Source organism: Planococcus rifietoensis (assembly GCF_001465795.2).
Taxonomy (GTDB): domain Bacteria; phylum Bacillota; class Bacilli; order Bacillales_A; family Planococcaceae; genus Planococcus; species Planococcus rifietoensis.
This window is the reverse complement of the sequence record NZ_CP013659.2, coordinates 2,934,003-2,958,701: the sequence shown is the minus strand read 5'-3', so window position 1 is coordinate 2,958,701 and position 24,699 is coordinate 2,934,003. Positions and strand designations below refer to the sequence as shown.

The following is a 24,699-nucleotide window of genomic DNA, read 5'->3' as shown; positions in this document are numbered from 1 at the left end:
ACTTTATTCTACCATAGCCGTTGGACGCGTTTGTTTTTCTGGCTGTTCGCTTGAAGATTATTGCTGTGTGATGTTTCTCTTAGCCAGCCAAAGGTTAAACACAATAAACATTCCGCACGACAGGATGCTGAAATGATTGACCTCGCGACCCGGCAGCAAGTAGTTTTCTGCGACGTTCAAGACTCCGCCTGGTGACAATTGAAACGCCAGTTGGTTAAAGCCTTTAATCAAGATAAAGAAAATGGAGGCGGCAATGGTCGCGACCGCAATCAGGATTGGCCCCTTGATGAATGTGCTGATCAAGATCGCTAGGCTAATAACGTAGAGAATCCACAAACTGTACATCAAAAGGAACAACGAGAAATCGGAAAAAGAGAACGAACCGAATAAGAAAATGGTATAGCCGTAGGAAACGACGGCTCCAATGGCAATGGCGAACATGCTGATGAGCCAGTGGCCAGCAAGCTTTGACATCAGGTAAGATTGCAGCGAAACCGGGCGGGTCAAGATAAAGTCCTGCATGCCGCTATTACGGTCGGAGGCAATGAGCCCCATGAAACTGATGATTAAAATGATGAGCCCGATTTGGTTAAATTGGCCGGAAATGGTCGACAGCAAAACTTCTCCGGAACTCGGCACCGGCCGGTTCGGGTCGATCGTGATGCCGTCTGCACCGCCTACGTTTTCGAGGATTACGTCCATATAGTTATGGACCAAAGGCTGGGTGACGCCCAAGATGACGAAAAACAAGGTCAGCCAAATGAACTTGTATTCTTTTGCGGCTTCGGCCAGCTCTGTACGGGTGAGTGTATAAAAGTTGGTCATGTGTCCGACACCATCTCCAGGAAAATTTCCTCGATTCCTTTTTCATAAAACTCGATGGACTTGACATCCAGCTCTTGTGCATCCATGTCATTAACGACTTTTTTCAAATCAAGTTGTTCAGTCCCTGTCAAAAGGAAAGCGGAGGGTGACAGGCGTTCAATATGTGCCACGCCATCACCGGCCCCAATACCGCTTGCTGGTGGAGTCTTCGCTGTCTTCACCAAGATCTGTTTGCGGTCGGCCTGTTGAAGTTGGCTGTCGATGGTTCCCGCAATCACGCCATCTTTGATCACGATGTAGCGGTCGCAAAATTCGCTGGCATCGTCCAGGATATGTGTGGAAATGATGATCGTCGTTCGTTTCTTCAAGCGGGCGATCAATTTTTTCACTTCGTTCCGGCCGATCGGATCGAGTGCCGAGACCGGTTCATCCAAAATCAACAATTGCGGCTCGTGCAAAATGGCTTGTGCGATTCCGAGCCGCTGCTTCATCCCGCCGGATAATTGTTCCACTTTATAGCTTTCTTTACCCTTCAGCCCAACTTCCTCCAACACCGCAGGGATAGCCTCCTGTAAAACTGCCGCATCCAGGCCGGACAGTTTTCCGAAGAAACGAAGCGATTCCGCGCAGCTCATCCACGGCTTGAAGTCTGTATGTTGGGACAAATAGCCAATATCTTGTTTGTGCTGGGCAATAGGCTTGGAATGGAAGGTGATGTTCCCTTGTTCATAGTGCAAAACGCCAGTCATGCATTTAATAAGTGTCGTTTTGCCGGCACCATTTGGCCCCAGTAAGCCGACGCATTCCCCCTGTGCAACCGTAAAAGAGACATCGCTCAAGATTTGTCGTTTTTTAATCGTCTTATGAAGCTTCTCGACTGTAATCATGGCGAATGACCTTCCTTCCGATGACCAGATACAAGATCGGCCCCAATGATTGGAACAATAAGATGGCGGCGAGCCAAGCATACGGTGCCGCAATACGGTCTTTCCGCTTAAACCAGTCGTACAGCGCGACGCCAATGAGCAATAAGTTGAAAACGATAATGGGCAAGGCGAATGGAAGAATCCGGCCCCAATCAATTTCCAGTAAAGCAGTAATATCAGTATTCATATTTATCACCCTTTCTATTATCATTATCAATAATGATAATAGAAACGTCAACTACTTTATGCATGCCCAACTTTTTCAGTGTGTACATACTCCTGGATAAGCATTTGACGGAAGTTGGTAAAACACCTGAAAGAATATATAATAGCTAATTAAGCGCACTCAAAAAGGGGACATTGCACATGGAATTTGATTTATTTAAAAACCAGGTCAGGTTTAAAATAGCTTTGGAATTGATCGATGTTGAAGAGGGATTATCGATTTTGCAGCTGAATAAACTATTGAAAGAAGTGTCGCAAGCTACTTTGTACAGACACGTGAATTCCATGGTGGAGGATGATTTACTGAAAGTCGTGGGCATCAACCGCAGCGGGAAAGTGGAAGAAAAACTCTATGCACTGAACACGCAAGCCTATAAAGTGAGCCAGGAAGACTGGCAGTCGGCTACTTATAGTGAGAGAATCCGGTTCATCACGTACTATTTCATGTACATTCTGCAAAACTATAAAAATTATCATGAGCGCAGCGTGGAAGAGCAGACCCAGGATCAATCGACATTTTCTTTAGTGAAGTTGAATCTAACAGACGAATCCTTTAACGAGTTTCAATCAGAACTCAGTTCATTAATGGAAAAATACTATCATGCTCAAGAGCCGGAAGAGGGTACTGAGCGCGCTGTTTCGTTGGTGATTATTCCATAATCCGATAAAAGTATGAACGCAATAAAGCACAGCTGAATGGAATCAGCTGTGCTTTATTTATGGATAAGGAGCGCAAATGAAAGCTGCGCTTATAGCTGCGTTATGTTGCTTTGGCCGATCGATCAGTTAACCCCTACAGCTGAGAATGCCGCTTTGACGCTTGCGACTTCAGCGCTCGATGCGCCGTACAGGTCCGTTGCCGCTTGAATAGTAGAAACGCGGAAATGGCTGTAGTTGGAGTTCGGCGTCAAGTATTGCGTGAGTGTGCGGTAGTAGATATCGCCCGCTTTGTCGTTGCCGATGCCAGCGACCGTCACGCCGTAATGCGAGCCGCCATTGGCGAGCAGGAACGCCGCTTTATTGCTGATGCCGGAGTTGATATGAACGCCGCCGTAATCACCCGTGCCGGTGTAGCGTTTCGAATAATGATCTGGGTCTCCGCTCAAGGTCGGGTCTTCCATCGAGCGCAGTGCATCGCCCGCGACGCTTGGCGTATAGATGTCTTCGCCCACTTGCCAGTCCGGCTTGTTATTGAAATGGTATTCGACAAGCGTTCCAAAAATATCGGACATCGATTCGTTGATTGCGCCGGATTCGTTCTGGTAGATCAAGTCAGCGGAAGTATCGGTCACGGCGTGCGTCAATTCATGCGCGATGACATCCAGCGCACCGGATAGCGGCACGAAGGTATTGCCGTCACCGTCGCCGTAAACCATTTGGGAACCGCTCCAGAACGCATTGTTATAGCTGCGGCCATAATGGACAGTGGAAATCAGTTCAGCGCCGTTGCCGTCGTAGCTATTGCGGCTATGGACGTCTTGGAAGTAATCGTAAGTCTGGCCAGCATAAGTATGGGCATCGACCGCTGCGCCGTCATAAGCGGCGTTGTAGACATTGTCGCTGTCGAGCCAAAGCGTACCCGGCGTACGTGTGCGGTTTTTCGCGTCGTACGTGAAAATGCCGCTGCCGCGCGTACGGTCGACCAGGTAAGAACCGCTGCTATTGACTAAAGTATTGAACGATTTTGTATCGCCCAATACGCCTTTGCCGGTTGCTGTTGAATCTTCTCCCGTCAAACTTGAACCGCCTCCGGAAGGCTTCGCTTCATGGATCTGGTTGTAGGAATCGAGGATGTCGCCTGTTTTGGCATCCACGAAGTATTGATAATTCCCCGGTTCCGGATAGAGGAACTCGAATTCAGCGCTGTAGGCAAAATGCGCTTGCCCGTCTTTGGAATAGATGACCAATTCCGGCGTCACTTCAGCTTCAAGCTCTGGGGAACTGCCGATTTTTTCTTCCAGGTCGGCTGCTGCTTTTTCGACTGCAGCCCCGGCTTTCAAGGTTGCGCCTTTCTTCAAGGATTTCTTATCGTACAATTCCGGCGCCAAATTCCCGGAGATGGACGTGAGCACGCCGTCTTGGTCAACATGGGCGTTAATCACGGAACCGAAAACGGGCACTCCTTTGAATTTCTGCTGGAGCTTCACTTTTGTGAAGCCGAGATCATCTGTTTCCTGGCTGATCACTTTGAAGCTGGAAAGGTCTTTTTTATCGATTTTGTATGTGTCTTCGTTTTCTTCCAAATATGTAAAGACAATTTCTTTTGCATCTTGATCGGACGGTTCAGTCAATGTTCCGGAAATGAAATCAGGTGTCTGGGTGTCTTTATTGACATGGACTTTTTCTGTTGCCTGTTTAGATAGGGTATCGGCGGAAACCGCTGTGGCGGATAATGCGAGTGATGCTGCCAAACTTAAAGTCAGTAATTTCTTTTTGCTCATCAAAAGTCACTCCTTCTCGTCTTACCGGTATTGCAACTCGGTAAAATCATCATAGCTATTTAATTATTCTGAATATATAGGGTAGAGTATGTATTTTGATGAGCCGTTAAAAGTGAAGATTGTACTTGGGGGAAGACGGCAAAAAAATCCTTTTGTTTATTTACTAGGCCAAATGGAGCCACTTCTAGCGCTATTTCGCCATTCAGAAAAGGCGCAAACGATTTGAAAGGCTAATTATTCTTAAAAAGCAGTTTATTGAAACAATAAATTTGGGCGCAGCCAAAAGATGGCATAAGGAAATTAGCGAAGATTTATGCTGGATTCCTTGAGATGCTATACTGAATGGAACAGCTCGGCTTATATATCAGAGCGGCAGAAAGAGCTACTACAGCACAAGGAGAGTGTCGATATGGAGACTATATACTTTGCAGGCGGGTGTTTATGGGGCGTTCAGGCGTTCATCAAAACCTTGCCGGGTGTCGAGTCGACCGAAGCGGGGCGTGCGAACGGCAAGACGCAATCGCTAGCAGGCGATTATGATGGCTACGCGGAATGCGTCAAAACTACGTTCGATGCTTCGCGCGTGTCGGTCCAACAACTGATGGGGTATTTCTTTGAAATCATCGATCCCTATAGCGTCAATAAACAAGGCGAGGATGTCGGCGAGAAATACAGGACCGGTGTCTATAGCGAAAGCCCCGAGCATTTAACGGCGGCGAAAGCCTTCATTAATGAAAGAACGGATTCGGCGCGCATTGCAGTCGAAGTCTTGCCGCTTGAAAACTACATAGCGAGCGCAGCAGAGCATCAGGACCGTTTGGACAGATGTCCGGATGATTACTGCCATATCCCAACAGCTTTATTGACTAAGTATGCGTAAAGAAAAGAGCGTGATGACCCGATGATTTCACTTATACTGACCTTAAAACGCTTGCTGTCCGCCATCTACCGCATTGGCAAAGAGCCCTTATTCAGGACTTTGCTGCTGACTTTGGCGTTCATCGTGCTGTCGGGAACTTTGTTCTATTATCAAATAGAAGGCTGGTCCTTGTTTGATGCTTTTTACTTTGCGTTCGTCAGCCTGATTCCAACCGGAGTCGATACGGGTCTCGTACCTAGCGGCAACTTGAGCCGAAGCTTTACGATGATTTATTTGGCTGTCGGTGTTGGTGTAATGGTCATGGTGTTGATGAGGCTCGCGTATGCGGTAGTGAAACTTGAGCGGCCCGAGCAATTGGACGTGAAGGCAAACCAAGCAAAGTCTACACCGAAACAAAAAACTAAATAGAAATAGGAAAGAACCCCGAACGGGCTGCTGTTGAAAGTAGCTGCCGGTCGGGGTTCTTTTTATAACCTTATTGTTCTTTTGTGGTCGTTTTTTTCCAGCTGTCGTCCATGACCATTTTGCCCGGCCATGTGTAAGCGGTAAGCCCACCGTCGACGACGATGTCCTGGCCTGTCAGGTAAGAGCTGTCGCTTGAGACGAGGAACAATACCGTCGTAGCGATTTCCTTCGGTAAGCCAAGGCGTCCTAGAGGAGCGAGCCATCTATTGCTTTCTCTGAACTCACGTCCGGCTTCTTCTTCTTTAGAGCCAGCTAATTCATCGATCAGCGGTGTTTCAATCGTGCCAGGGGATACGGAATTGGCGCGGATGCCGGATCTTCCGTATTCGATGGCGATGGATTTCGTGAAGTTGATGATGCCGCCTTTTGCTGCGTTATAGCCGGAGCGGTCCAAATCGGCAAAGCTGCCGGACATTGAAGCGTTGTTGACGATCGCTCCGCCATTGTCCATCATGAGCGGGATGAAATATTTGCTCATCAAGAAAGTGCCGCGCAAGTCAGTAGCAGTGATGTCGTCGAACAAATCGACCGGATACTCATGCACTTTGCCGCCTTCTTGGTCGATACCGGCGTTATTAAACAACGCATAAACCGTTCCGTATTGTTCTTTTACTTGATTGGCGAAAGATGTGACGTCCTCTTCCTTGGCGATATTCACCTGGAAGCTTTTCGCCGTGCCGCCGTTTTCGTTGATCTTAGCGACTGTTTCCTGCAATTCTTCTTCTTTAATATCCGCAAGCAGGACAATCGCGCCTTCTTGTGCAAACAGTTCTGCCGTCGCTTTCCCGATGCCTGTCGCTGCGCCTGTAACGACGGTTACTTTATCTTGTAATTTACCCATGTTCTGTTCCTCCTCTATATAGTCTGTTCTTAAAAATCCTATTGTCTAACCGGCCATATCTTGTGCCGGGGCTTTCGTATTTAAATGACGATACTTTATCTTAACTACCACCTGAAATGGGCGCTAAACCGGCTTTTCCAATGTAACCGCTTAACCGGTGCGAACTTTTTTTGAGAAATTGTGATCTAAATTCAAACCCGCTCCGTTGAGCTTATAAGAAAACAAAACAGAGGAGTGGTTAGATGAAAATGAAAAAGCTTTTACTACCAGTAGTAGGTGCATCGCTTTTGGTGCCAGGAATCGGATCTACCGTATTGGCGGCTGAGGAAACACCGCCGACGGAAACGACAGGCGTGGAACTTCGCGCAACTTTGGATTCACTATTGTCCGAGCATTATGCGCTTGCAGTGGATTCCATGATGAAAATTTATGATGGCGACGAAGCTGCAGATGAAGCCATGGCAGCACTCGATGAGAACGCAGCTGATATGGAACCGGTCATCGCTTCCGTTTACGGGGAAGATGGCGGAGCGGCTTTCGTTGAAATCTTCGATAAGCACAATATGGGAACAGATGATTACGCAGCGGCCGTGAAAGCGGATGACGCCGCGATGCAACAAGAAGCATTGGATCAAATCCAATCGTTCGTTGATGAAATGGGTGCATTCCTCGGCACGGCAACAGAAGGCAATCTTCCTGAAGATGGTGCGACAGCAGCACTTCGTGAGCATGAAGATTTCGTTCAAGACACGTTTGATCTTTATGTAGAAGGCGATTACGAAGCTGCTTACACAATGTACTTGGAAGGCTTCACGCAAATCTTCGGTGCAGGCAGCGCCATCAGCGGAGCGATTTCGGCACAGTTCCCGGATCAGTTTTCTGACCCGAACACACCAGCCGGCGACTTCCGCTCGACAGTGAACCGCATTGCAGCAGAACACTTTGCCCTTGCGCAATTGAGCATGGCAAAAGGCTATAACGGTTCGGCTGACTTCGATTTCGTCAACTGGGCACAAGACCAAAACACTGAAGAGTTCCGTTCGGCTCTAGCTTCTGTTTATGGTGAAGAAGCGAGCAACCAGTTTGTGGAACTATGGAATAACGAACACATCGCTGTCCAAGGCGACTTGGCAAATGCGACAGCTTCAGAAGATGAGCAAGCGAAAGAGCAAGCCGTTTCCACTTTGACAAGCACATTCGCGACAGACCTTGGCACATTCTTGAACACAGCAACGGAAGACCGCATGCCGTTGGATGAAACAATTGCAGGCGTGGAAGCACATGAACAATCCGTTGTAGACACATTCCAGCAATACGTGAACGGCGACTATGCTGCTTCATATGACACATACCGCGCAGGTTATGCGATCATGTTCGATATCGGTAAAGGATTGAGCGGCGCCATCGTCGACCAATTCCCAGAGAACTTCGAGAACACAGCACCTGACAAGATGCCTTCAACTGGATTCGGCGGCATGTCCGGCCAATCCAATACGATGATCTTGTGGGTCGCACTCAGCACATTGATCTTCATGGCTGCTGGAACACTGACGTATCGTCAAACTAAAAAACAGTAACTTACGATTGAAAAAGAGAGGGCTCAAGCCCTTTCTTTTTTTTGATTAGGGCTGTGTTCTCTCTTGTGGTATAGGTTCTAAAACGGTGTATATGGTGCTTAACGTCCAGGCTGGAAGGCATACAAAAGAATAACAGCAGAAAAGTACAGGGTAATGGTATAATTTAATAGAAAGCAAGCTGTTTTTCTCGATTCATTAGTTTGTCGAGGATTGAACTTCTTTTTTGGTTGAAATTGAATAAAGAAAGAAGGTAGGTCGCTTGAGAAGCAAGATGAATCAATTGCTTGAAACCCAGCGCAATGTTCACGTATTGTATGCTTTCGATGGAGCCGAAACTTATGCGCAGCAGCTATTGAATTACATAGATGAAGGAATTCATGCTGGCGAATACATTTTAGTCGTGGAAAACGAACGGATGACCCGTGAACTTAAGCCGCACCTAGAGGAACGGTATACTGAAAAACAACTAAAGCTGGTACAATTCGTTAATAGCCTTCATTTCTATTGGTCGAGTGGAAGTTACCATCCACCCGCCATCCATGAGTATTTCACCAAAACGGTGGCGCCTTATATTGAAAACGAATTAAGCTTCCGCTCATGGGCGCATGTGGAATGGGAAAGTGTGAAAGAACCGCTATTCCTTATAGAAGATTTCGAAAAAATTGCAGATCGCGCGGTGGATGAATATCAATTCCCACTGGTTTGTGCGTATGAAAAAAAGAAGATGCCTCTTCATTTAACGGAAAGTTTGATGAAAACCCATCCATATGTCTTATTGGAAGACGAATTGATTGCTTCGCCTCAGTACCAATCAGTATCGAACCAGGCTTAAGCCTGGTTTTTCATTTAGCCTTAAATTTTGTGAAGCATGGGTTCCGCCGATTACGGCGATACCAGAAATCCTGCACATTGCATTCAAAGAGCGGCTTATAGTATCGTTAGGAAAAGTGCGCCAATTTTCTCATTGGACACTCCCTATAGAGGAGGGATCACATGCACCATCAGACAATCAGCCCTTCCAGAAAATTTCAGAACTTCAATGATGCAGCTAATCAGATCTTGAACATGTTGAGCAAGCAAATGGACATCAACACGCTATTCATTGCTGAAAATGACGGAAAAACCAATACCATCAAGAAAGCGTTCAATAGACACGAAGAACTGGTAGTGGAAGACAGCCAATCGCCGCTTGACCAGACCTTCTGCAGTTTAGCGATTAATTATGGGCAGGAGCCGCTATTGATCGAAGATATCTCAAAAGACGACAATGCCGGCAAGCTTGAGATTTCGGCGCAATTCGGCAACGGTGCGTTCATCGGGATCCCGATCTATTACGAAAGCGGGGAAGTGTACGGCACGATTTGCGGCTTGGACAAGCAACCGGTTTCGTTCACCGAAGAGCAGCAGGAGATGTTCGAGATGATGTCGTCCTTGCTGAGCTATATCTTGGAACTCGACAAAGCCCAAAAGGAAATCCAGACCTTGTCGTCTCCGCTCGTGCCCTTGTCGGATGAGATTTCGATCTTGCCGATTATAGGCCATATTACGCTTGAACGCGCTTATCAATTGATCGAGGATGTCGTGATGAAAGCAAGTGAAGGCATCGATTACCTGATCTTGGATTTCTCGGGCATTACACAAATCGATCCGCGCATCGAAGATCCTCTCCTGGATTTGATTAAAGCTTTGAAGATCATGGGAATCACCCCGATCATTACCGGCATTTTGCCGACGATGGCTATGAAAGTCCCGCATTTCGCCCATTCCTTGAAAGGCGAACGAATGGAAGCGACGCTGAAGATCGCCATCGATCAGCTCGGATTCGCCTTGATTCAGAAAAATTCCTACGAAAACGGCCTTTCGAAATAAACGAACGCACACAAAAAGGCGAGACCCCGGATGAATCCACGTTTAATGGATTCCCCGGGGTTCGTTTGTTTCCATGGAAGAAGACGTTAAAAACCCCAATCAAAGGGTAATACAACAGATACAAGCTTTATTGAACGTTCATATAGAAAGAATAGTGGGAGGAGGGATTGCAATTTCATTCGAATGGCTCAGCACGATCAGTAATATTTTCATCATCGTCAATGTGGTTCTGGCGTTTTTCATTTTATTTTTTGAGCGGAAAACGGCTTCTTCGGCATGGGCCTGGATTTTGATCCTGTTCTTTATCCCGATCCTCGGCTTTGTGCTGTATTTATTGTTCGGAAAACCCCTGAGGCGCAGCCGTCTGAATCGGCCAGTTGCCTATGAGAACCGTGACTTTACCGATCTGAAGGATCGCCAGCTTGCGGAAATGAAATCAAGAAGCTTCCAGCCGCCTGCTGCACTCGAAGAGAAATGGATGGATATTGTTCAAATGAATGCTGCGCGGACTGATGCGCCTTTGTCGACAGCCGCTGATATTCAAATCTTCAATGATGGCAAACGGAAGTTTGATGCTTTGTTCGACGATATCCGCGCTGCCTCAAAACATATCCACCTCCAGTATTTCATCCTTAATGACGACGATCTTGGCCAAGCACTTTTGGCACTGCTGACTGAAAAAGCGCAGCAAGGTGTCAAAGTCCTGGTCTTATACGACGATTTGGGATCGAGCAGCCTGCCGAAGCATTTCTTTGATGCGTTCCACGGAGCAGGGGGCAAGTCGGCTGCATTTTTGCCGGCCATGCTGACGAGCATCAATCCGCGGCTCAATCACCGAAACCACCGGAAACTCGTTGTCATTGACGGACGTGTCGGCTACACCGGTGGCTTTAATGTCGGTGACGAATACATCGGCAAGAAAAAAGAGTTCGGCTATTGGCGCGATACACATCTGCGCATTGAAGGGCAAGCGGTGCATTCCCTGCAAAACCGCTTTTTCATCGACTGGAACCAGGCCGCTGAAAAATATCCGATGAAGTATGCGGAAACCTATTTTCCGAAAATGGATCATCCGTCCGGTGTCCCGATGCAACTGGTGGCAAGCGGTCCACTGGAAACGCATGAAGACATCAAGAATGGCTATTTGAAGATGATTCATCATGCCCGGGAATCGATTTATTTGCAGACGCCTTATTTCATCCCGGATAAATCCATCATGGATGCACTTAGGACGGCGGCGCTCGGCGGGGTGGACGTGCAGTTGATGATTCCGCATTTGGCGGATCACCTCTTCGTCCATTCGGCGACGCTGTCCTTTGCCCGCGAATTGCTCGAAGACGGCGTCAAAGTCTATAGCTACCAGAACGGGTTTCTGCATGCCAAAACACTCGTTGTTGACAGACAGGCATTCTCGGTCGGCTCTGCCAATATGGATGTCCGCAGCTTTGCCTTGAATTTTGAATTGAACGCCTTCGTTTACGATGCTGGCTCGGCACAGGAAATGGCGGATCTGTTTCTGCAGGACCGCAAGCTCTGTGTCGAATTAACCGAAGCGGACTTCAAGAAACAGCATTGGATTGAAAAAGCCAAACAGGACATTGCCAAATTGGTGTCGCCAATTTTATAAAGCCCGCTATCGTTGTTGCGGAAAAAATCATTCAAGCTCGAGGCTTTCGTTGCCTCGAGCTTTTTTATTGTTTTGACGGAGGATTTTAAAGGAACCCAGGCTTGAAAAAAAGATTCTATAAATACCCAAAATCGTATACTATGACAAGAGAAGAATATTTACAATGAAGGTTAAATTTTGAAATTTTTTTTGATATATAAAACCAACGAAGAACTGGGGGCGGGGCAACATGCATAAATCATCGGAAAAAGGCATCAGGCACAAATATCTTCGATTAACCTTATCTTCATTGCTTATTTGTTCATTATTGATTGCGGGTATTTATTTCTATATGAACAAACAGCAACAGGACAGGCAGGCGGAATACGATTTGCTTGCTGAAAAACAGGAGACGCTGCAAGGGCTTTCCGAATCCTTGAACCAGCTTTTTTTCCGAACAAGAGGGTATTATGCTTTTCAAAATCAGGAAGAGCTGAGACTGGCGTATGTAGAGCTGGAAATCTTGAAGAGTGCGATTGAAAGGCTGGAAAGTTTGTCGATTACGAGTGAAGAACAACAGGAAATTTCGGATTTGTCTACATTTATAGCGACATTCGAGCAACAAGTATTCCCTAATGCGCTTGAAGCGGTGCAAAATGATGATTATCAAGCCTTGAGGAATCTATCCAATGATGGCACCAATGCTGCAGTGAATGAGTTTGTCGCTTTCGCCGACGAATACAAAACCGCATCCGAAGCAGAATTGGAACAAATGAACGAAGACATGATCAGGCAGTCGGAGAATTTTTCGTTCGCGTTGATTTTATTGTTCATCCTGCTGTTCATTACCACGGCCTTGATCATCTATCGAGCCATGAACGATATCGTCAAGCCGCTGGAAGGGATGCGCGAATCCATCGAAGGGTTCGGCAATGGCGAGCAAATGTCATATACTCCTATTGAACGGAAAGATGAGATCGGCTTATTGTCGATGACTTTTTACCGGATGATGAATACCATCCGCGAAAATCAGGAAGACCTTACTGCCCAAAACCAGGCATTATTGGTGAACAAGGGCCAGCTGCAGGAAAAGCAGACAGAACTTCAAGAGGCACTGGAAGAAACCGGGAAGACGAAAGACCGGTTGATTCGCTTCAACGATTTGAACCATATCCTGTCGTTTACCTTGGATAAACAAAAATTGATCAATGCCACGCTCAAGTATTTTACTGACACGTACGAGATCGATACGGGGGTGCTGTGGTTGCCGGGTTCTGGCGAATACGCGCTCAAGGGCTTCACGGAGAACATGTTCGAGCAATTCCAGGAGCAGCAAATCCCTTATCTATCGGCCCGTTTGAAAGAAGATGAATCCTTTACGGTCACAAGGGAAGCGCTGGAGCAAAAAGGCTTTGTGGACGGCCCGGTTTATATCCATGACCTATACGCATCTGTAAAGAATGAGCAAAACGAAGGTATCGCGCTGATTGGTTTGTCGCGCGTCGGCAGAGCCTTTTCAAAAGAGGAAGAAGCCGATATCGACGGATTGCTGAAACGCATTCATTTGGCAATCGACCGGATCCAATTGTACGACGCGGCAATACATGAACGGACATTGAACGAACGCATCGTCAATAATATCAATGAAGGTATCCAATTCATCGCAAAAAATGGCAGCATGGTGCAGCGCAATGAAACGATGTGCACGATGTTGAGCTGCGGCAATGCGCCGCTGGACGCGGTCATTACGCAAGACGTGTGGATTCACCGGATGGCCGAACAAACGACGGATCCACAAGCGATGGTCGATTTCCTCAGCGCCTGCATCCATGAAAAAGAAAGCGAAGCAAAGACCTTCCAATATACGGTCAAAGCCCCGTATGAACGGGTCATCGATGTTTATAGCACCCCAGTCATTGTCGACGGGGAGCGCACAGGGACGATCTTTGTGCACCGCGACATTACGAGGGAGCACGAAGTCGACAAGATGAAATCCGAATTGGTCAGCACTGTCAGCCATGAGCTGCGGACGCCGCTTTCGAGCGTACTTGGCTTTACGGAGCTGCTGCTCAATAAGGAATTGAAACCGGACAAGCAAGTTCGCTACTTGAAGACGATCTATAAAGAAGCGATGCGTTTGACCAACTTGATCAACGACTTCCTGGATCTGCAGCGGATGGAATCCGGGGACCAGGTGTACCGAATGGATAAGCTGTCGATGAATGAGCTGGTCATCGAAGCGGCGGAAAAATTCAGGACGCAGTCGACGCATTCGGTTGTCTTGGTCGATGATGCATCGGATGTCAAAGTGGAAGGCGACCGAGAGCGCCTGGCACAAGTATTAATGAACCTGGTCGGCAATGCCATCAAGTTTTCCCCGGAAGGCGGCAATGTGACCATCTGCATGAAGAACCATGCCAATAGTTTGCGCGTGTCGATTCAGGACGAAGGAATCGGGATTCCGGCTGAAGACATTCCGAAGCTGTTCTCCAAATTCCAGCGCATCGACAATAGTTCACGCCGCAAAATCGGCGGAACCGGTCTTGGACTCGCAATTTGCCAGGAAATCATCGTCAAGCACGACGGCAAGATTTGGATCGAATCACAGGAAGGACACGGCACGACCATTCACTTTGAATTGCCGCTTGTCTCCGGCATGCAGGAGTATGTCCCGCAAGATGGCGCAGAAGAAAATCCGCCTGTGATGATCGTGGAAGACGATATGAGCCTCGCATTGCTGTTATCGGAAGAGCTGAAACTCAACGGCTTCAAAGTGATTTACCACACCTCACCGAGGGAAGCCTTCAAAGAAGCGAAGCGTACGCCTTTGGTCGGCGCAGTCGTCGACATTATGCTCGGCGAGGAATTGAGCGGCTGGGACTTGGTCGATATGATGAAAGAAGATCCGGCAACGCAGAATATTCCGATCGTCATTTCTTCCGCACTCGATCCATCAACCGATGCCAATAAAATCAGCAAGATTAACCATTACCTGACCAAACCGTATGCGCCGGTGAATTTGTCGAAAGTGATGAAGAACCTGCAAAACGGGCAAGAGCAAAACGGCGTCATCTTCTACGCCACATACGGCCTGGACGACGAGCCTGAAAGCTGAGAAATAGTATGCGAAATTAAAAAACGACCAGCTCCTAAGATAGGGGCTGGTCGTTTTTTGTAGTGTTAAATATTTTTCTGTTTTAGCTAGATATGGTGTGCGAAAGCTCTTCTCATCTCAAAGAAGCAGTGGACTATCCGAGTGTTGGGAGAACATGGTTTACTAGGACACCAATATATCTTCCACAAGCGCCAAGAGTTCCATCGGGCTGAACGGCTTGGACATAAAATAATCCGCCCCGTTCAAGATGGCTTTCTCGCGGTCCGCGTCTTGCGCTTTTGCTGTCAGCATCAAAACTTTCGTGTCGTTTTGGTCTTTTCTGACTTCCTCGAGCACTTCCATGCCAGTCAAATAAGGCATCATATAATCGAGCACGACCAGATCGTAGTCGTTGGCCCGGATCTTCTCCAGGGCTTCTTTGCCGTCTTCTGCTTCTTCAATCAGGAAGTCATCTTCCAATGTATCCGCGATCAGGATGCGCAAAATATCTTCGTCATCTGCGATCAATATTTTCTTCATAAGTATCCTCCTTGCAATTAAGTCGAAATTCCTTTGCGTTTCATATCGCCCCAATGTGCTTTCTTTTGGAAAGTGGCAATAATTCCTCTGACTCGCCACAATACCATAAGCGGACGGTACCAAAAGGCTTCAGTCAATGCCCAGAAATACAGGCGCATCAAATGGGAAACCTTCGGGTATTTGTGGAGCGTTAATTCTTCTAATAATACAGCGAGTGCCGAAATGAGCGAGCCGTAGAACACCGTCACCAAGAACATGACGCCGGCGACTTGCGGATCGACCAATGAGAAGAAAAAGCCGCCGAAAATGATGAAGTAGCCGATAAATTCGAATACGGCGCCGAGCAATTCGACAAACAGGAAATAAGGCATCGAAAACAAACCGATCGAGCCGTATTTCGGATTGAGCATCATTTTTCTGTGATTCCACAAAGTTTCAAGCAGCCCGCGCTGCCAGCGGATCCGCTGAGACCTGAGCACTTCCAGTGATTCAGGGGCTTCTGTCCAGCAGACAGGGTCTGGGATATATTCAATGCGCTGCTTGGATTTTTCTTCCCTCAGCAAACGGTGCAGCCGGACGACCAATTCCATATCTTCGCCGACGGTGTTCTTATTGTATCCACCGGCTTGAATGACGCGTTCTTTATTGAAAACGCCGAAAGCCCCGGAGACGATGAGTAAAATATTCAAATGGCTAAGTGCCAGGCGGCCGATCAAGAAGGCGCGGAAGTACTCGACGATCTGCATGAGGACGATCGGGCTTTTCGGAAGTCCGACAATTTCCACTTTGCTTCTGGAGATGGTCGAGCCGTTGGCGATTCGGACAGATCCGCCGGTGACGATGATTTGGCCGTCTGATTCGATAATCGGTTTCATGCATTTTAACAGACCGTCGTTTTCCAAAATGGAATCTCCATCAATCGCACAAAAGTACGGGAAGGAAGAGAGATTGACCCCGGCATTCAATGCATCCGCCTTGCCGCCGTTCGCTTTTTTGATGAGGCGGATATAAGGGAAGATCGAGGATTGGTAAATGGCCTCGACTTCCGCGGTCTCGATGTGTGTGCGGACGGCGAAAGGAATTTTCTTCATTTTGAATTCTTCAATCATGCGCAGCGATGTGCTGTCTTTCGAGCCATCATCAATGACGATGACTTCTTTTTCAGGGTATTCCAGTGCCAATAGCGAACGCACCGTGCTGACAACGCCGACTTCTTCATTGTACGCAGGCACGAGGATCGACACCGGATAAGTCGATTGGTTTCTTAAAAAATCTTCTGTAGACTCTCGCTTATCGAGCTTATTTTCTTTTTTGACTTTCCCATAGGCAAGCGCAAAGAGCCCGAGGTAGCTCAGACTTGAAAAAAGCATATAGGCGATGACGATATAGGATAAAATCAGCGCTACTTCCTGCATTATTGTTCACTTCCTAAAAGGGAGGTTTTCCATTGATTCGCCATATCACGTGCATAGCGGTCGGGATGGCTTTCTGCGAAATGGGTCAGGACGATATCCCCTTCTGAAAACTGCGTCAAGGCTTCAGCTGATGAGTAGCGGACCCACCAGACCGGATCCCCAAGCAACTCGCCTAGCGTTTCTTTATAGCGCGACAATTGCAGCTTTCCGGCAATTTGGGCGGCAAACATGCGCTCAGGCCAAGCAGCCGACTGGAAAAACGGTGCAAGGGCGCTCGGGGAATTCATGTATTGCAGATGAAGGATCGCTTTCAATGCCTGAATGCGCATTTCCATCTCAGGATGCTGCAACTCTTCTTCAATGCGCGGTAGAAACAGCGTCATGCCGGCCATGCCGATATAGGAGATGGCCGAATGCTTCAACGTCTGGTTGTCGTTTTCTTCGTTTAAGGCAGCATTCAACTCGTCCAGTTTCGTCAGTTCATCCAACCGTTTAAAAACATCGATATACAGGCGGGCGGGGGCATCGGGGTGTTTTGCGAGCGCCTCGATGGCCACCGTCTCGTTTAAAGAAGCGAGCGTGCGGATCAATTGCTGCGTCTCCTGGTCGAGCCGTGAACTTTTCGCTAGTTTTTCCTTTAGTTGTGGAACGAGCGATTCCATCCGGAAATCTTCGATGAAATACAAAGTATTCATTCGCATCGCCCAGTTTCCGCGCTTGAGCATCTTCATATAGCGCGTGGAAAGGAATTCTTCCGACAGGCGTGAAACAGCAGGCGAATCAGCGCCCGCCTTGGTGACGGATACGTAATGATTCAATAGGCGTTCAAGCACGACCAATTGGTAAGGGGAAGCTTTCAGTTCTTCGATGAATCGTTCGTCTGAAGGGTCCATCATATATGAGCTGAACGAATCGGTAAGGGCATCGTATTGGCTATTGATTGCGGCTTCCCGTTTATTCGATTGCTGCTTGCGCCAAGCTAAGATCAATAAGAGAAGCAATTGGCCGAGGAACAGAGAGGCGATGAGGATCCAGAAATGCGACAAGTTCACTGGAACATCCTCTTCGTGAGCCGTTGGACACGGGCTACGACTTCCTGTGCATAAAACGGTTTGACGATGTAATCATCAGCTCCGCTCTTCAAGGCCAATACGATATCGGATTCATTGTTGCGCGAAGTGAGCATAGAGACAACGATATTGTCATGGGGGTATTGCGAGCGTACATGGCTCAGCACTTCCAGCCCGTCCATTTTTGGCATGACGCCGTCCAGCAGGATCATGTAATTCTCATCCGGACGGTACCAGTCGGAATCGACCAGCGCGAGACCGTCTGCGTATTCTTCGATCTGGATATCGAAATCCTCCGCTTTCCAATTGGAAAATTGCTTGGCGACCAATTTGCGCACGAGTGAGTCGTCGTCAACAATGACAATATTCAGTTTGCGTTTCAAGTCATGTTCTTCGGATTCATAAACCATCGTCTGGTTGCGCCCGTTTCGCTTGGCTTGATACAAAGCTTTATCGGCTTTATTGACAATCGTTTCCTGCTTGAGCCGGTATTCGCTGACTCCTGCAGAGAATGTTAAGCGAATCGGCGCAGGGGCGATGCCGGCGAATTCTGTTTCAGATAGCGCCTTATGCAAGCGATCGATGAGTGCGGCAGCTTCCTGCGGCTTGGTTTCAGGAAGGACCAAGGCGAATTCCTCTCCGCCGTAACGGAAGAACGAGTCCGATTCACGCTTCAAGTTCAACACAAACTGGCTGAAGGAACGCAAAACCTCATCTCCGGCTGAATGCCCGTGGTCGTCATTGATTTTCTTGAAATGATCCAAATCGAGCAAGGCCAATGTAAACGGCTTGCCGGTTCTTTCAGCGAGGTTGGTCATTTGCAGCAGGAACTCATCAAAAGCTTGGCGGTTTCCGGCTCCCGTCAATTCATCGATGCGCGTGCTGCGCAAGACGATTTCCTGGCTGCGCAGGCGATTGGCTAAATAGGGAAGGAAATACGCCATATTCAATGGCTTGGCCAAAAAATCAGTGGCGCCCACTTCCATTGCCCGGATTTGGTGATCAATCCGGTCATCTTCACTCAGGATGGCGAGTGGAAGATGGCGGCTTCTGCCAGCTTCAGCGAATCTTTCTGCCAGGCTGAACCCATCTGCATCAGGCAGTTTTGCATCCAATAACACCATCTGCGGATGCAATGTGTAAAATAATTCCGTACCTTTTTGGCCATCCAAAGCGATGACGACAGGAATGCCTTTAGGCTCCAATGTCTCTTTAAGCTTCGCGGCGAATTCAGCATCGGAATCGATGACCAATACGAGGGCTTCTTCACTCGAGGCTTCGATTTCCGGTGTCTCCAACTCGGTCTCTTGTTGGCTTGCAGACTCATCAGCTGCAAAATAGTTTCGGAATGAAGACATGAATCCTTCGAGCGAATCGACAGCAAGCAACTCGGTACTGTGTTCCGAGAAAACGTCCAGTTCGCGTGCGCAAAACTCGGACAGTTCCATCATGCCAATCGTTCCGGCAGTGCCTTTCATCGTATGCAAAAACCGGTAGACTTCGCGTTCTGGGATCGTGCCTTGGCCAGCCCATTTCGAGAAATCCCGTTCCATTCGTGTGGCAAGTAAAGCTTTATAATCTGTTTGGGCCAATTTCTTTCACCGTCCTTAAAAGAATGTCCCGAACTTGATGTGGGACGATATGCGGAGTTTTGGTTTCATAAATGAGGTTTCGTAATATGTCATTTGAATAGTTAAATAGATAATATTTTCCACTTATAGAATAACATCAATCGGCTTCCGAGTAAGTGATTTATCCTTTGAAACATGACTTTCCAATGACGTTTTCAAAGTTCTTTGCAAAAAAGAGTGCCAGAAATGAAAAAAATAAAAAGACACTTCCAAAAATCATGAGAAGTGTCTGATCTTTTCATGGCTTGAGCGTCATCCAACTGCCAACATGGTGGATAGCAATTCCTTCATAGGCAGGGTACGCCGAGTAATGGGCGGCTACTTCAGCCAACTGCAAATTCATGAACGCTTCGCCTTCTTCAGCAAACGTAATGATGCTGCCTTCATCGGTGACGCCTGTTTCTACGCCCACGACTACATGTTTGCCATATTTTTCGGCCATGGCGATTTCGTTTTTGACGATTTCGATGATCATAGGCGCGGAATCCCGGTAAGCCATCAGTGTTACCCCGTCTGTATTGGCGATCACCCATTCGGCCAAGACTCCGCTGCCGAATGTATTTTTATAAGGAATCTCGTCGAACCAAAAAGGCATATCGGCTTCAAGCGGCAAGTTCAACTGCGCAGAGCTCACTGCGGCTCTTTGAAGAAGAGATTGATACGACTTCACGGTAGCAGCACGCTTCGAATTCCATCCGCTGTATAAATAAGGCTCCACATCCAAATGGATGCCATCAAAATCTGCCTGCTCTGTCGATCCGCTTTGGTAATTGCCAAGCCAGTTCATCAACATGTTCTGGTTCGTATAGCCTTTTGGCGCAACCCAGGCCGGTGCTCCGTCGAGTGCAAATACAGCTATGCCGCGTGCATGCGCTTGTGTGACAAAGCTGCGGTACGTGTTTTTGGGAATGTCGCGGTCGATTTGGACATAGACTTTATTGATGTTTTTATTTTCTAGAAAAGCCAGCACCGCGCCTTCATCTTCCACAAACATCCACGGATTCCATAGCCAAGTGGCACGTGTATCAGGCGCATCGCCGCTTGCCTGTGCGTTTCCTGCATGGCTGAACGCCAGCATAAGAGACATCGCGAACATTAACATCGCCGCTTTCTTCAACATATTCTGTTCCTCCATTCTGTCAGCCGAGGCCCACAGAATGGGTACCTGGCAACCTGACGACCGTGCACTGATTAAGCAGTGGGTAGGCTCATGGCTTTGCGTCCTTCCTTTTCAGGTAAGTTTGCCTTTTTCAGTTTTTTTCTTATTATAATTCCAGTATGTTGCATTAAAATAGTAACTATGTACCTATTAAAGCTTTTACGTGACACTTATTGAGAAATTTGAAACAAAAGAAAGTCGCAATCAGGAAAACGGCTATTAGGGGCAGTGTGATCATTAAGATGCCTTTTCGTGTTTGCTAAGAATCGTTTCCGTGTTGTTCATGAAAATATTGAGCCCATTTGCTGACCAGAAGGTGAGTCATAGCAATAAAACCAAAAAGCCCCAATGAAATAAAAAGCTGTGTCACGTCCTATTCTATCCTATCCTTTCTTGATTTCGTGATTTTTAAAAAGAAGATTGCATGAGAAAGAGCGCGGACAAACCGAACAATGCTGCAAGGGACATAAAAAGGATGCACCCAGCAATCCGCCTCTTCCTGGCATCGTCGGCATATTTTTCTTGTATATAAGCGGCCCATTTCCAAACTAGAATATGGGTTATCACGATAAAACCAAGAATGAGCAAGCTGATAAGAGATTGTGTCATAACAAGTCCTTTCCACTAAAAGTTATTTCCTGTTATTCTTCCTTACCCGTAAATGGGGGAATCACGCTGAACTTTTAGGAATGAAAAGTTTCTGGTTCACACATATAGTAATAAAAATAAAAAGTGTTTCCAGTTATAAAACGAGTTATTTTTCTGAATTATCGGGTAACTAAGGATATATTATTTTTTATAGTTCTATTTTATTAGAAAATACCCTTTTTTGTATAATCTTATTAGAATAATTAGATTCTTTTTTATTCAATTTTTTTACATTTAATTTATAACTAGTCGAATCGACAAAAATATTTTCCCCATACTGTGTCTTTCCCCTCATCACACACTCTTCGTCTCACAATCTATTATCCAGAATTTAGCGCCTCAAATCGAATGCATGATTTCAACTGACATAGCCATGGGTTTAGGAATCCAAAATAGCTCCAAAACAAAAAATGCAGTCCTGTAGAGCGCAGGTGCGTTTTTGCATGTATAAATCGCAAGCAAAAATTCATTACTGTTTCCGGCAAAGTAGCAGCCCGTCTAATGCAGCAAGCTTTTAAAAATTGAATAGCGGCATCTTGAACAGGAGGGACAACCATGTCGACAGAACGCTTAGTCGCGGAATTCAAGGCGCTTGTCCGCATTGACTCGGAATCGTTCGCGGAAGGCGCATTTCAAAAACACTTGATGCAAAGATTCAAGGATCTTGGCCTGCACATTTGGGAAGACGATACGATGGCGCAGACGGGGCTTGGTGCCAATAACTTCATTGCCCGACTCGACGGGGAGGCTTCCATCGAACCGTTGTTTTTCTCTTCCCATATCGATACGGTTTCTCCCGGAAAAGGGATCCAGCCGATCGAAGAAAATGGACGCGTCGTATCGGATCAGACGACCATTTTGGCAGCCGATGACAAGGCCGGCATTGCGATCATGCTTGAGCTGATCAAGCGTTTGAAAGAACAAAATATCCAGCATGGCCCGCTCGAATTCATTCTGACGCCTGGTGAAGAAGTCGGCTTGCTTGGCGCGAAAGCCGCGGACATGGATCAATTGCAAGCGAAGTACGGATATGTGCTGGATAATGGCGGCCCGGTCGGAGGCATCATCACCGCAAGCCCGACGATGCAGCGCCTCAATATCCGTGTGACGGGCAAGGCGGCGCACGCTGGGTTGGAGCCGGAAAAAGGAATTTCCGCCATCGAAGTGGCGTCACAAGCAATTGTGCGGATGAAACTTGGGCGCATTGACGAAGAGACCACGGCCAATATCGGCCAGATCCACGGCGGGACTGCGATGAACATTGTCATGGACCATTTGGAGCTGGTTGCGGAAGTGCGTTCTTTAAATCATCAGAAATGCCTGGATCAAGTGGAAGCGATGCGAAAAGCGCTCGAAGAGGAAGTGGAGCGCTCCGGGGCGCAGCTCGACTTTCTGGCGACTCAATTGATCACGGGTTATCAATTTGATTCAGCGCATCCACTGCTCGCCCATGCCAAGCGCAGCCTAGAGCTTTTAGGGCGCGAAGCGCGTTTTGAACGGAGTGGCGGCGGGACCGATGCCAATGTCTTCAATGAAAAAGGGAAGACCGTAGTCAATGTGTCCATTGGCTATGAAAACATCCATACAGTCGAAGAATATATCCCGATTGACGAATTTGAGGGTGCGGTAGAATTTGCGCTGCAATTAGTGAAGGGGATGCCCGATTTCCATGTTGAATCAGGCGAATAGAATGGAAGAAACGAATGTCAGCAATGCTCCGTTCAACTTCTGCGTCCATCCATGGGCTTTCAATGATTTACCCGCAGTGTAAAAGGGAGGAATCAGCATGACACCGATCATTGCCTTTACCCTTATCATGCTCATTTGGACAGTCAGTGATTACATCTCCAAGAAAACGAAAGCCTTATTATCGTCGCTGTTCGTTGCCTCGATCATTTTCCTGATTGGATTCAAGACCAATTTATTTCCGGAAGATTTATTGCCGACCTCAGCTTTGCTGCCGCTTGGGCAAACCGTGGTCGGGATGATCATCGTCCATTTGGGCACCTTGATCAGCTTGGATGAATTCAAGCGGCAATGGCGGACGTTCTTGATCGGCGTATCTGCCGTCCTGGGGATCGCCATCATGCTGTTTACTGTCGGCAGGCTGTTGCTTGATACGAATTACGTGCTGAGCGCCATTGCAGCGATTAGCGGAGGGACCATTTCAGTCATCATCGTCCAAGAGCAAGCCTTGAATGCCGGTTTGATTTCGGTCGCTGTGTTCCCGGTGCTGATTGCTGCTTTGCAAGGGCTGATTGGATTCCCGCTCACTTCCATCATTTTGCGAAAAGAGGCCATGCGGATCCGGGACGGTGTGCGTGACGGCAGCATCACCCGAAAAGCAGCTGTCGAAGAAGAGCAGACAGACGCCAAGGAGACGATCTTGCCGGAAGCTTTCCAGACGACGGCTGGCACTCTTTTTGTGGTCGGGCTCGTTGTGATACTTGCGATGTTCTTGAGCGGGCTGACGAATGGCTGGCTGAACACTTTTGTTATCGCGTTGCTGCTGGGAATTGCGCTGCGAGCCACCGGCGTCTTGAAGCCGAACGTTTTGAACGGCATCGATGCATACGGCCTCATGATGCTAGCGATTCTCCTGATCATTTTCGGGCCGCTCGCGACGACTTCGTTTGCGGATCTCGTGGAGTTATTGGTGCCGCTATTGATCGCGTTCAGTCTCGGAGTCATCGGCATCGTGCTATTTGCGATGCTGGCCGGAAAACTTTTGGGCTACACATACCCGATGGCCGTCGCAATCGGCCTGTCCTCGCTTTACGGATTCCCGGGGACCTTGATTTTGAGCGAGGAAGCAGCCAAGAATATCGGCGAAACGGAAGATGAAATCCAAATCATCGAAGACGAAATCTTGCCGAAAATGGTCGTTGCCGGCTTTTCGACGGTCACGATCACCTCGGTGTTCCTTACAGGAATATTGGCATCATTTATTTACTGATTGAGCCGCTGCTGCCGCCGAAAATTAAAAATGGAGGAGATATCGATGGCTAGAAAGAAGTCCGAGCATTTTCACATCATCACCTTATCATTTGAAGATAATTTGAAGGCGTATCAACTATTCAGCCAGCTCAAGCAATATCACGTAGAAGGACAGATCGAGCTGCAGCAAATTGTCGTGATCGAACGGGAAGAAAACGGGTCGTTCGCTTTTAAAGATGCGGCTGATTTATCCAGATCGAACACAGCCACTAAAGGGGCGTTGATCGGAATGGCTGTCGGGATTTTGGGCGGGCCGTTCGGCGTGCTTTTCGGTACGCTGACAGGCGGAATGATCGGAACCAGTAAGGAATTGAAACGATTGAAATCCACTGAAGAATTGTTCAAAAAGACCATTGGCAATATTGAGCTCGGGACGACGGGCATCATCGCGATCGGAAAAGAATACGAAGAATCCGTGCTGGACGGATTGGTGGACGAACTGGGCGGCAAAGTGACGAGAACTGATGAAGAACTGTGAGCCAAGCGAAGT

21 protein-coding genes and 1 riboswitch are annotated in these 24,699 nt (G+C 47.6%); of the genes, 11 read left to right on the top strand and 10 right to left on the bottom strand.

From position 1 onward, the window contains the following. Window positions 1-57: 57 nt before the first annotated feature. From AUC31_RS14690 to AUC31_RS14680, 3 genes are read right to left on the bottom strand one after another with little or no spacing between them, the layout of a single operon-like run. Window positions 58-825, bottom strand: a complete 768-nt coding sequence (locus AUC31_RS14690; protein ID WP_058382472.1) for an ABC transporter permease — start codon at window positions 823-825, stop codon at window positions 58-60. After that, window positions 822-1,712 (bottom strand): ABC transporter ATP-binding protein, encoded by an 891-nt coding sequence (locus AUC31_RS14685; protein WP_058382473.1) that lies wholly within the window; start codon window positions 1,710-1,712, stop codon window positions 822-824. Before AUC31_RS14685 ends, AUC31_RS14690 begins: the two co-directional genes overlap by 4 nt. Next, entirely contained in the window at window positions 1,687-1,938 is a 252-nt protein-coding gene (locus AUC31_RS14680) for a PLDc N-terminal domain-containing protein (protein WP_058382474.1), read from the bottom strand. Before AUC31_RS14680 ends, AUC31_RS14685 begins: the two co-directional genes overlap by 26 nt. A gap of 179 nt (window positions 1,939-2,117) precedes the next feature. Between AUC31_RS14680 and AUC31_RS14675 the strand changes: the two genes are divergently transcribed. Beyond that, window positions 2,118-2,636: a helix-turn-helix domain-containing protein gene (locus tag AUC31_RS14675; protein ID WP_058382475.1), complete on the top strand. Its 519-nt coding sequence runs from the start codon at window positions 2,118-2,120 to the stop codon at window positions 2,634-2,636. A gap of 122 nt (window positions 2,637-2,758) precedes the next feature. Here AUC31_RS14675 and AUC31_RS14670 read toward each other — a convergent pair whose 3' ends face one another. Continuing rightward, a complete protein-coding gene (locus AUC31_RS14670; protein ID WP_058382476.1) occupies window positions 2,759-4,417 on the bottom strand; it encodes a M4 family metallopeptidase in 1,659 nt (552 codons plus the stop codon). 409 nt (window positions 4,418-4,826) lie between these two features. Between AUC31_RS14670 and AUC31_RS14665 the strand changes: the two genes are divergently transcribed. After that, window positions 4,827-5,297 carry a peptide-methionine (S)-S-oxide reductase gene (locus tag AUC31_RS14665; protein ID WP_058382477.1) on the top strand — a complete coding sequence of 157 codons (471 nt, stop codon included), beginning with the start codon at window positions 4,827-4,829 and terminating at the stop codon, window positions 5,295-5,297. Window positions 5,298-5,318: 21 nt separating this feature from the next. After that, window positions 5,319-5,705 (top strand): potassium channel family protein, encoded by a 387-nt coding sequence (locus AUC31_RS14660; protein WP_058382478.1) that lies wholly within the window; start codon window positions 5,319-5,321, stop codon window positions 5,703-5,705. Between the two features lie 67 nt (window positions 5,706-5,772). On the opposite strand, the gene AUC31_RS14655 is transcribed toward AUC31_RS14660, so the two are convergent. Further along, window positions 5,773-6,603 (bottom strand): SDR family oxidoreductase, encoded by an 831-nt coding sequence (locus AUC31_RS14655; RefSeq protein WP_058382479.1) that lies wholly within the window; start codon window positions 6,601-6,603, stop codon window positions 5,773-5,775. A 242-nt stretch (window positions 6,604-6,845) separates the two neighbouring features. On the opposite strand from AUC31_RS14655, the gene AUC31_RS14650 reads away from it, so the two are divergent. From AUC31_RS14650 to AUC31_RS14630, 5 genes are all read left to right on the top strand, one after another. Beyond that, complete coding sequence (locus tag AUC31_RS14650; RefSeq protein ID WP_058382480.1) at window positions 6,846-8,180, top strand: hypothetical protein; 1,335 nt, start codon at window positions 6,846-6,848, stop codon at window positions 8,178-8,180. Between the two features lie 259 nt (window positions 8,181-8,439). Continuing rightward, window positions 8,440-9,012 (top strand): MEDS domain-containing protein, encoded by a 573-nt coding sequence (locus AUC31_RS14645; protein WP_058382481.1) that lies wholly within the window; start codon window positions 8,440-8,442, stop codon window positions 9,010-9,012. Window positions 9,013-9,173: 161 nt separating this feature from the next. Next, a complete protein-coding gene (locus AUC31_RS14640) occupies window positions 9,174-10,049 on the top strand; it encodes a GAF domain-containing protein (protein WP_058382482.1) in 876 nt (291 codons plus the stop codon). Window positions 10,050-10,203: 154 nt separating this feature from the next. Next, on the top strand, window positions 10,204-11,676 hold the full coding sequence (cls, locus tag AUC31_RS14635) for a cardiolipin synthase (protein WP_237150639.1): 1,473 nt from the start codon (window positions 10,204-10,206) through the stop codon (window positions 11,674-11,676). Between the two features lie 229 nt (window positions 11,677-11,905). Further along, the gene (locus AUC31_RS14630; RefSeq protein WP_058382483.1) at window positions 11,906-14,770 is read left to right on the top strand and encodes an ATP-binding protein; all 2,865 of its coding nucleotides are present in this window, start codon (window positions 11,906-11,908) and stop codon (window positions 14,768-14,770) included. 162 nt (window positions 14,771-14,932) lie between these two features. Here AUC31_RS14630 and AUC31_RS14625 read toward each other — a convergent pair whose 3' ends face one another. The 5 genes from AUC31_RS14625 to AUC31_RS14605 all read right to left on the bottom strand — a co-directional run bounded on the left by AUC31_RS14625 (window position 14,933) and on the right by AUC31_RS14605 (window position 20,525). Next, window positions 14,933-15,289, bottom strand: coding sequence for a response regulator transcription factor (locus tag AUC31_RS14625; protein WP_058382484.1), 357 nt, complete (start codon window positions 15,287-15,289; stop codon window positions 14,933-14,935). A gap of 17 nt (window positions 15,290-15,306) precedes the next feature. After that, window positions 15,307-16,704, bottom strand: coding sequence for a glycosyltransferase family 2 protein (locus AUC31_RS14620; RefSeq protein ID WP_058382485.1), 1,398 nt, complete (start codon window positions 16,702-16,704; stop codon window positions 15,307-15,309). Continuing rightward, entirely contained in the window at window positions 16,704-17,756 is a 1,053-nt protein-coding gene (locus AUC31_RS14615) for a HEAT repeat domain-containing protein (protein WP_058382486.1), read from the bottom strand. Before AUC31_RS14615 ends, AUC31_RS14620 begins: the two co-directional genes overlap by 1 nt. Continuing rightward, entirely contained in the window at window positions 17,753-19,366 is a 1,614-nt protein-coding gene (locus AUC31_RS14610; RefSeq protein ID WP_058382487.1) for a diguanylate cyclase, read from the bottom strand. Before AUC31_RS14610 ends, AUC31_RS14615 begins: the two co-directional genes overlap by 4 nt. A gap of 277 nt (window positions 19,367-19,643) precedes the next feature. Then, window positions 19,644-20,525, bottom strand: coding sequence for an amidase (locus tag AUC31_RS14605; RefSeq protein WP_237150636.1), 882 nt, complete (start codon window positions 20,523-20,525; stop codon window positions 19,644-19,646). 44 nt (window positions 20,526-20,569) lie between these two features. Beyond that, window positions 20,570-20,661: riboswitch (cyclic di-GMP riboswitch) on the bottom strand. 1,106 nt (window positions 20,662-21,767) lie between these two features. Here AUC31_RS14605 and AUC31_RS14595 point away from each other — a divergent pair. The 3 genes from AUC31_RS14595 (at window position 21,768) to AUC31_RS14585 (ending at window position 24,687) form a co-directional block, all read left to right on the top strand. Beyond that, complete coding sequence (locus AUC31_RS14595) at window positions 21,768-22,901, top strand: M20/M25/M40 family metallo-hydrolase (protein ID WP_058382489.1); 1,134 nt, start codon at window positions 21,768-21,770, stop codon at window positions 22,899-22,901. 97 nt (window positions 22,902-22,998) lie between these two features. After that, window positions 22,999-24,168 (top strand): hypothetical protein, encoded by a 1,170-nt coding sequence (locus tag AUC31_RS14590; RefSeq protein WP_058382490.1) that lies wholly within the window; start codon window positions 22,999-23,001, stop codon window positions 24,166-24,168. A gap of 45 nt (window positions 24,169-24,213) precedes the next feature. Next, on the top strand, window positions 24,214-24,687 hold the full coding sequence (locus AUC31_RS14585; protein ID WP_058382491.1) for a hypothetical protein: 474 nt from the start codon (window positions 24,214-24,216) through the stop codon (window positions 24,685-24,687). The last annotated feature ends 12 nt before the right edge of the window (window positions 24,688-24,699 follow it).

Excerpts from the sequence above, each read along its gene's own strand:
- AUC31_RS14670 (WP_058382476.1), bottom strand. The coding sequence starts at position 4,417 with ATGAGCAAAAAGAAATTACTGACTTTAAGTTTGGCAGCATCACTCGCA.
- AUC31_RS14625 (WP_058382484.1), bottom strand. The coding sequence starts at position 15,289 with ATGAAGAAAATATTGATCGCAGATGACGAAGATATTTTGCGCATCCTG.
- AUC31_RS14660 (WP_058382478.1), top strand. The coding sequence starts at position 5,319 with ATGATTTCACTTATACTGACCTTAAAACGCTTGCTGTCCGCCATCTAC.
- AUC31_RS14630 (WP_058382483.1), top strand. The coding sequence starts at position 11,906 with ATGCATAAATCATCGGAAAAAGGCATCAGGCACAAATATCTTCGATTA.
- AUC31_RS14675 (WP_058382475.1), top strand. The coding sequence starts at position 2,118 with ATGGAATTTGATTTATTTAAAAACCAGGTCAGGTTTAAAATAGCTTTG.
- AUC31_RS14585 (WP_058382491.1), top strand. The coding sequence starts at position 24,214 with ATGGCTAGAAAGAAGTCCGAGCATTTTCACATCATCACCTTATCATTT.
- AUC31_RS14590 (WP_058382490.1), top strand. The coding sequence starts at position 22,999 with ATGACACCGATCATTGCCTTTACCCTTATCATGCTCATTTGGACAGTC.
- AUC31_RS14650 (WP_058382480.1), top strand. The coding sequence starts at position 6,846 with ATGAAAATGAAAAAGCTTTTACTACCAGTAGTAGGTGCATCGCTTTTG.
- AUC31_RS14640 (WP_058382482.1), top strand. The coding sequence starts at position 9,174 with ATGCACCATCAGACAATCAGCCCTTCCAGAAAATTTCAGAACTTCAAT.
- AUC31_RS14680 (WP_058382474.1), bottom strand. The coding sequence starts at position 1,938 with ATGAATACTGATATTACTGCTTTACTGGAAATTGATTGGGGCCGGATT.
- AUC31_RS14685 (WP_058382473.1), bottom strand. The coding sequence starts at position 1,712 with ATGATTACAGTCGAGAAGCTTCATAAGACGATTAAAAAACGACAAATC.
- AUC31_RS14665 (WP_058382477.1), top strand. The coding sequence starts at position 4,827 with ATGGAGACTATATACTTTGCAGGCGGGTGTTTATGGGGCGTTCAGGCG.
- AUC31_RS14595 (WP_058382489.1), top strand. The coding sequence starts at position 21,768 with ATGTCGACAGAACGCTTAGTCGCGGAATTCAAGGCGCTTGTCCGCATT.
- AUC31_RS14655 (WP_058382479.1), bottom strand. The coding sequence starts at position 6,603 with ATGGGTAAATTACAAGATAAAGTAACCGTCGTTACAGGCGCAGCGACA.
- AUC31_RS14605 (WP_237150636.1), bottom strand. The coding sequence starts at position 20,525 with ATGTTGAAGAAAGCGGCGATGTTAATGTTCGCGATGTCTCTTATGCTG.
- AUC31_RS14620 (WP_058382485.1), bottom strand. The coding sequence starts at position 16,704 with ATGCAGGAAGTAGCGCTGATTTTATCCTATATCGTCATCGCCTATATG.
- AUC31_RS14690 (WP_058382472.1), bottom strand. The coding sequence starts at position 825 with ATGACCAACTTTTATACACTCACCCGTACAGAGCTGGCCGAAGCCGCA.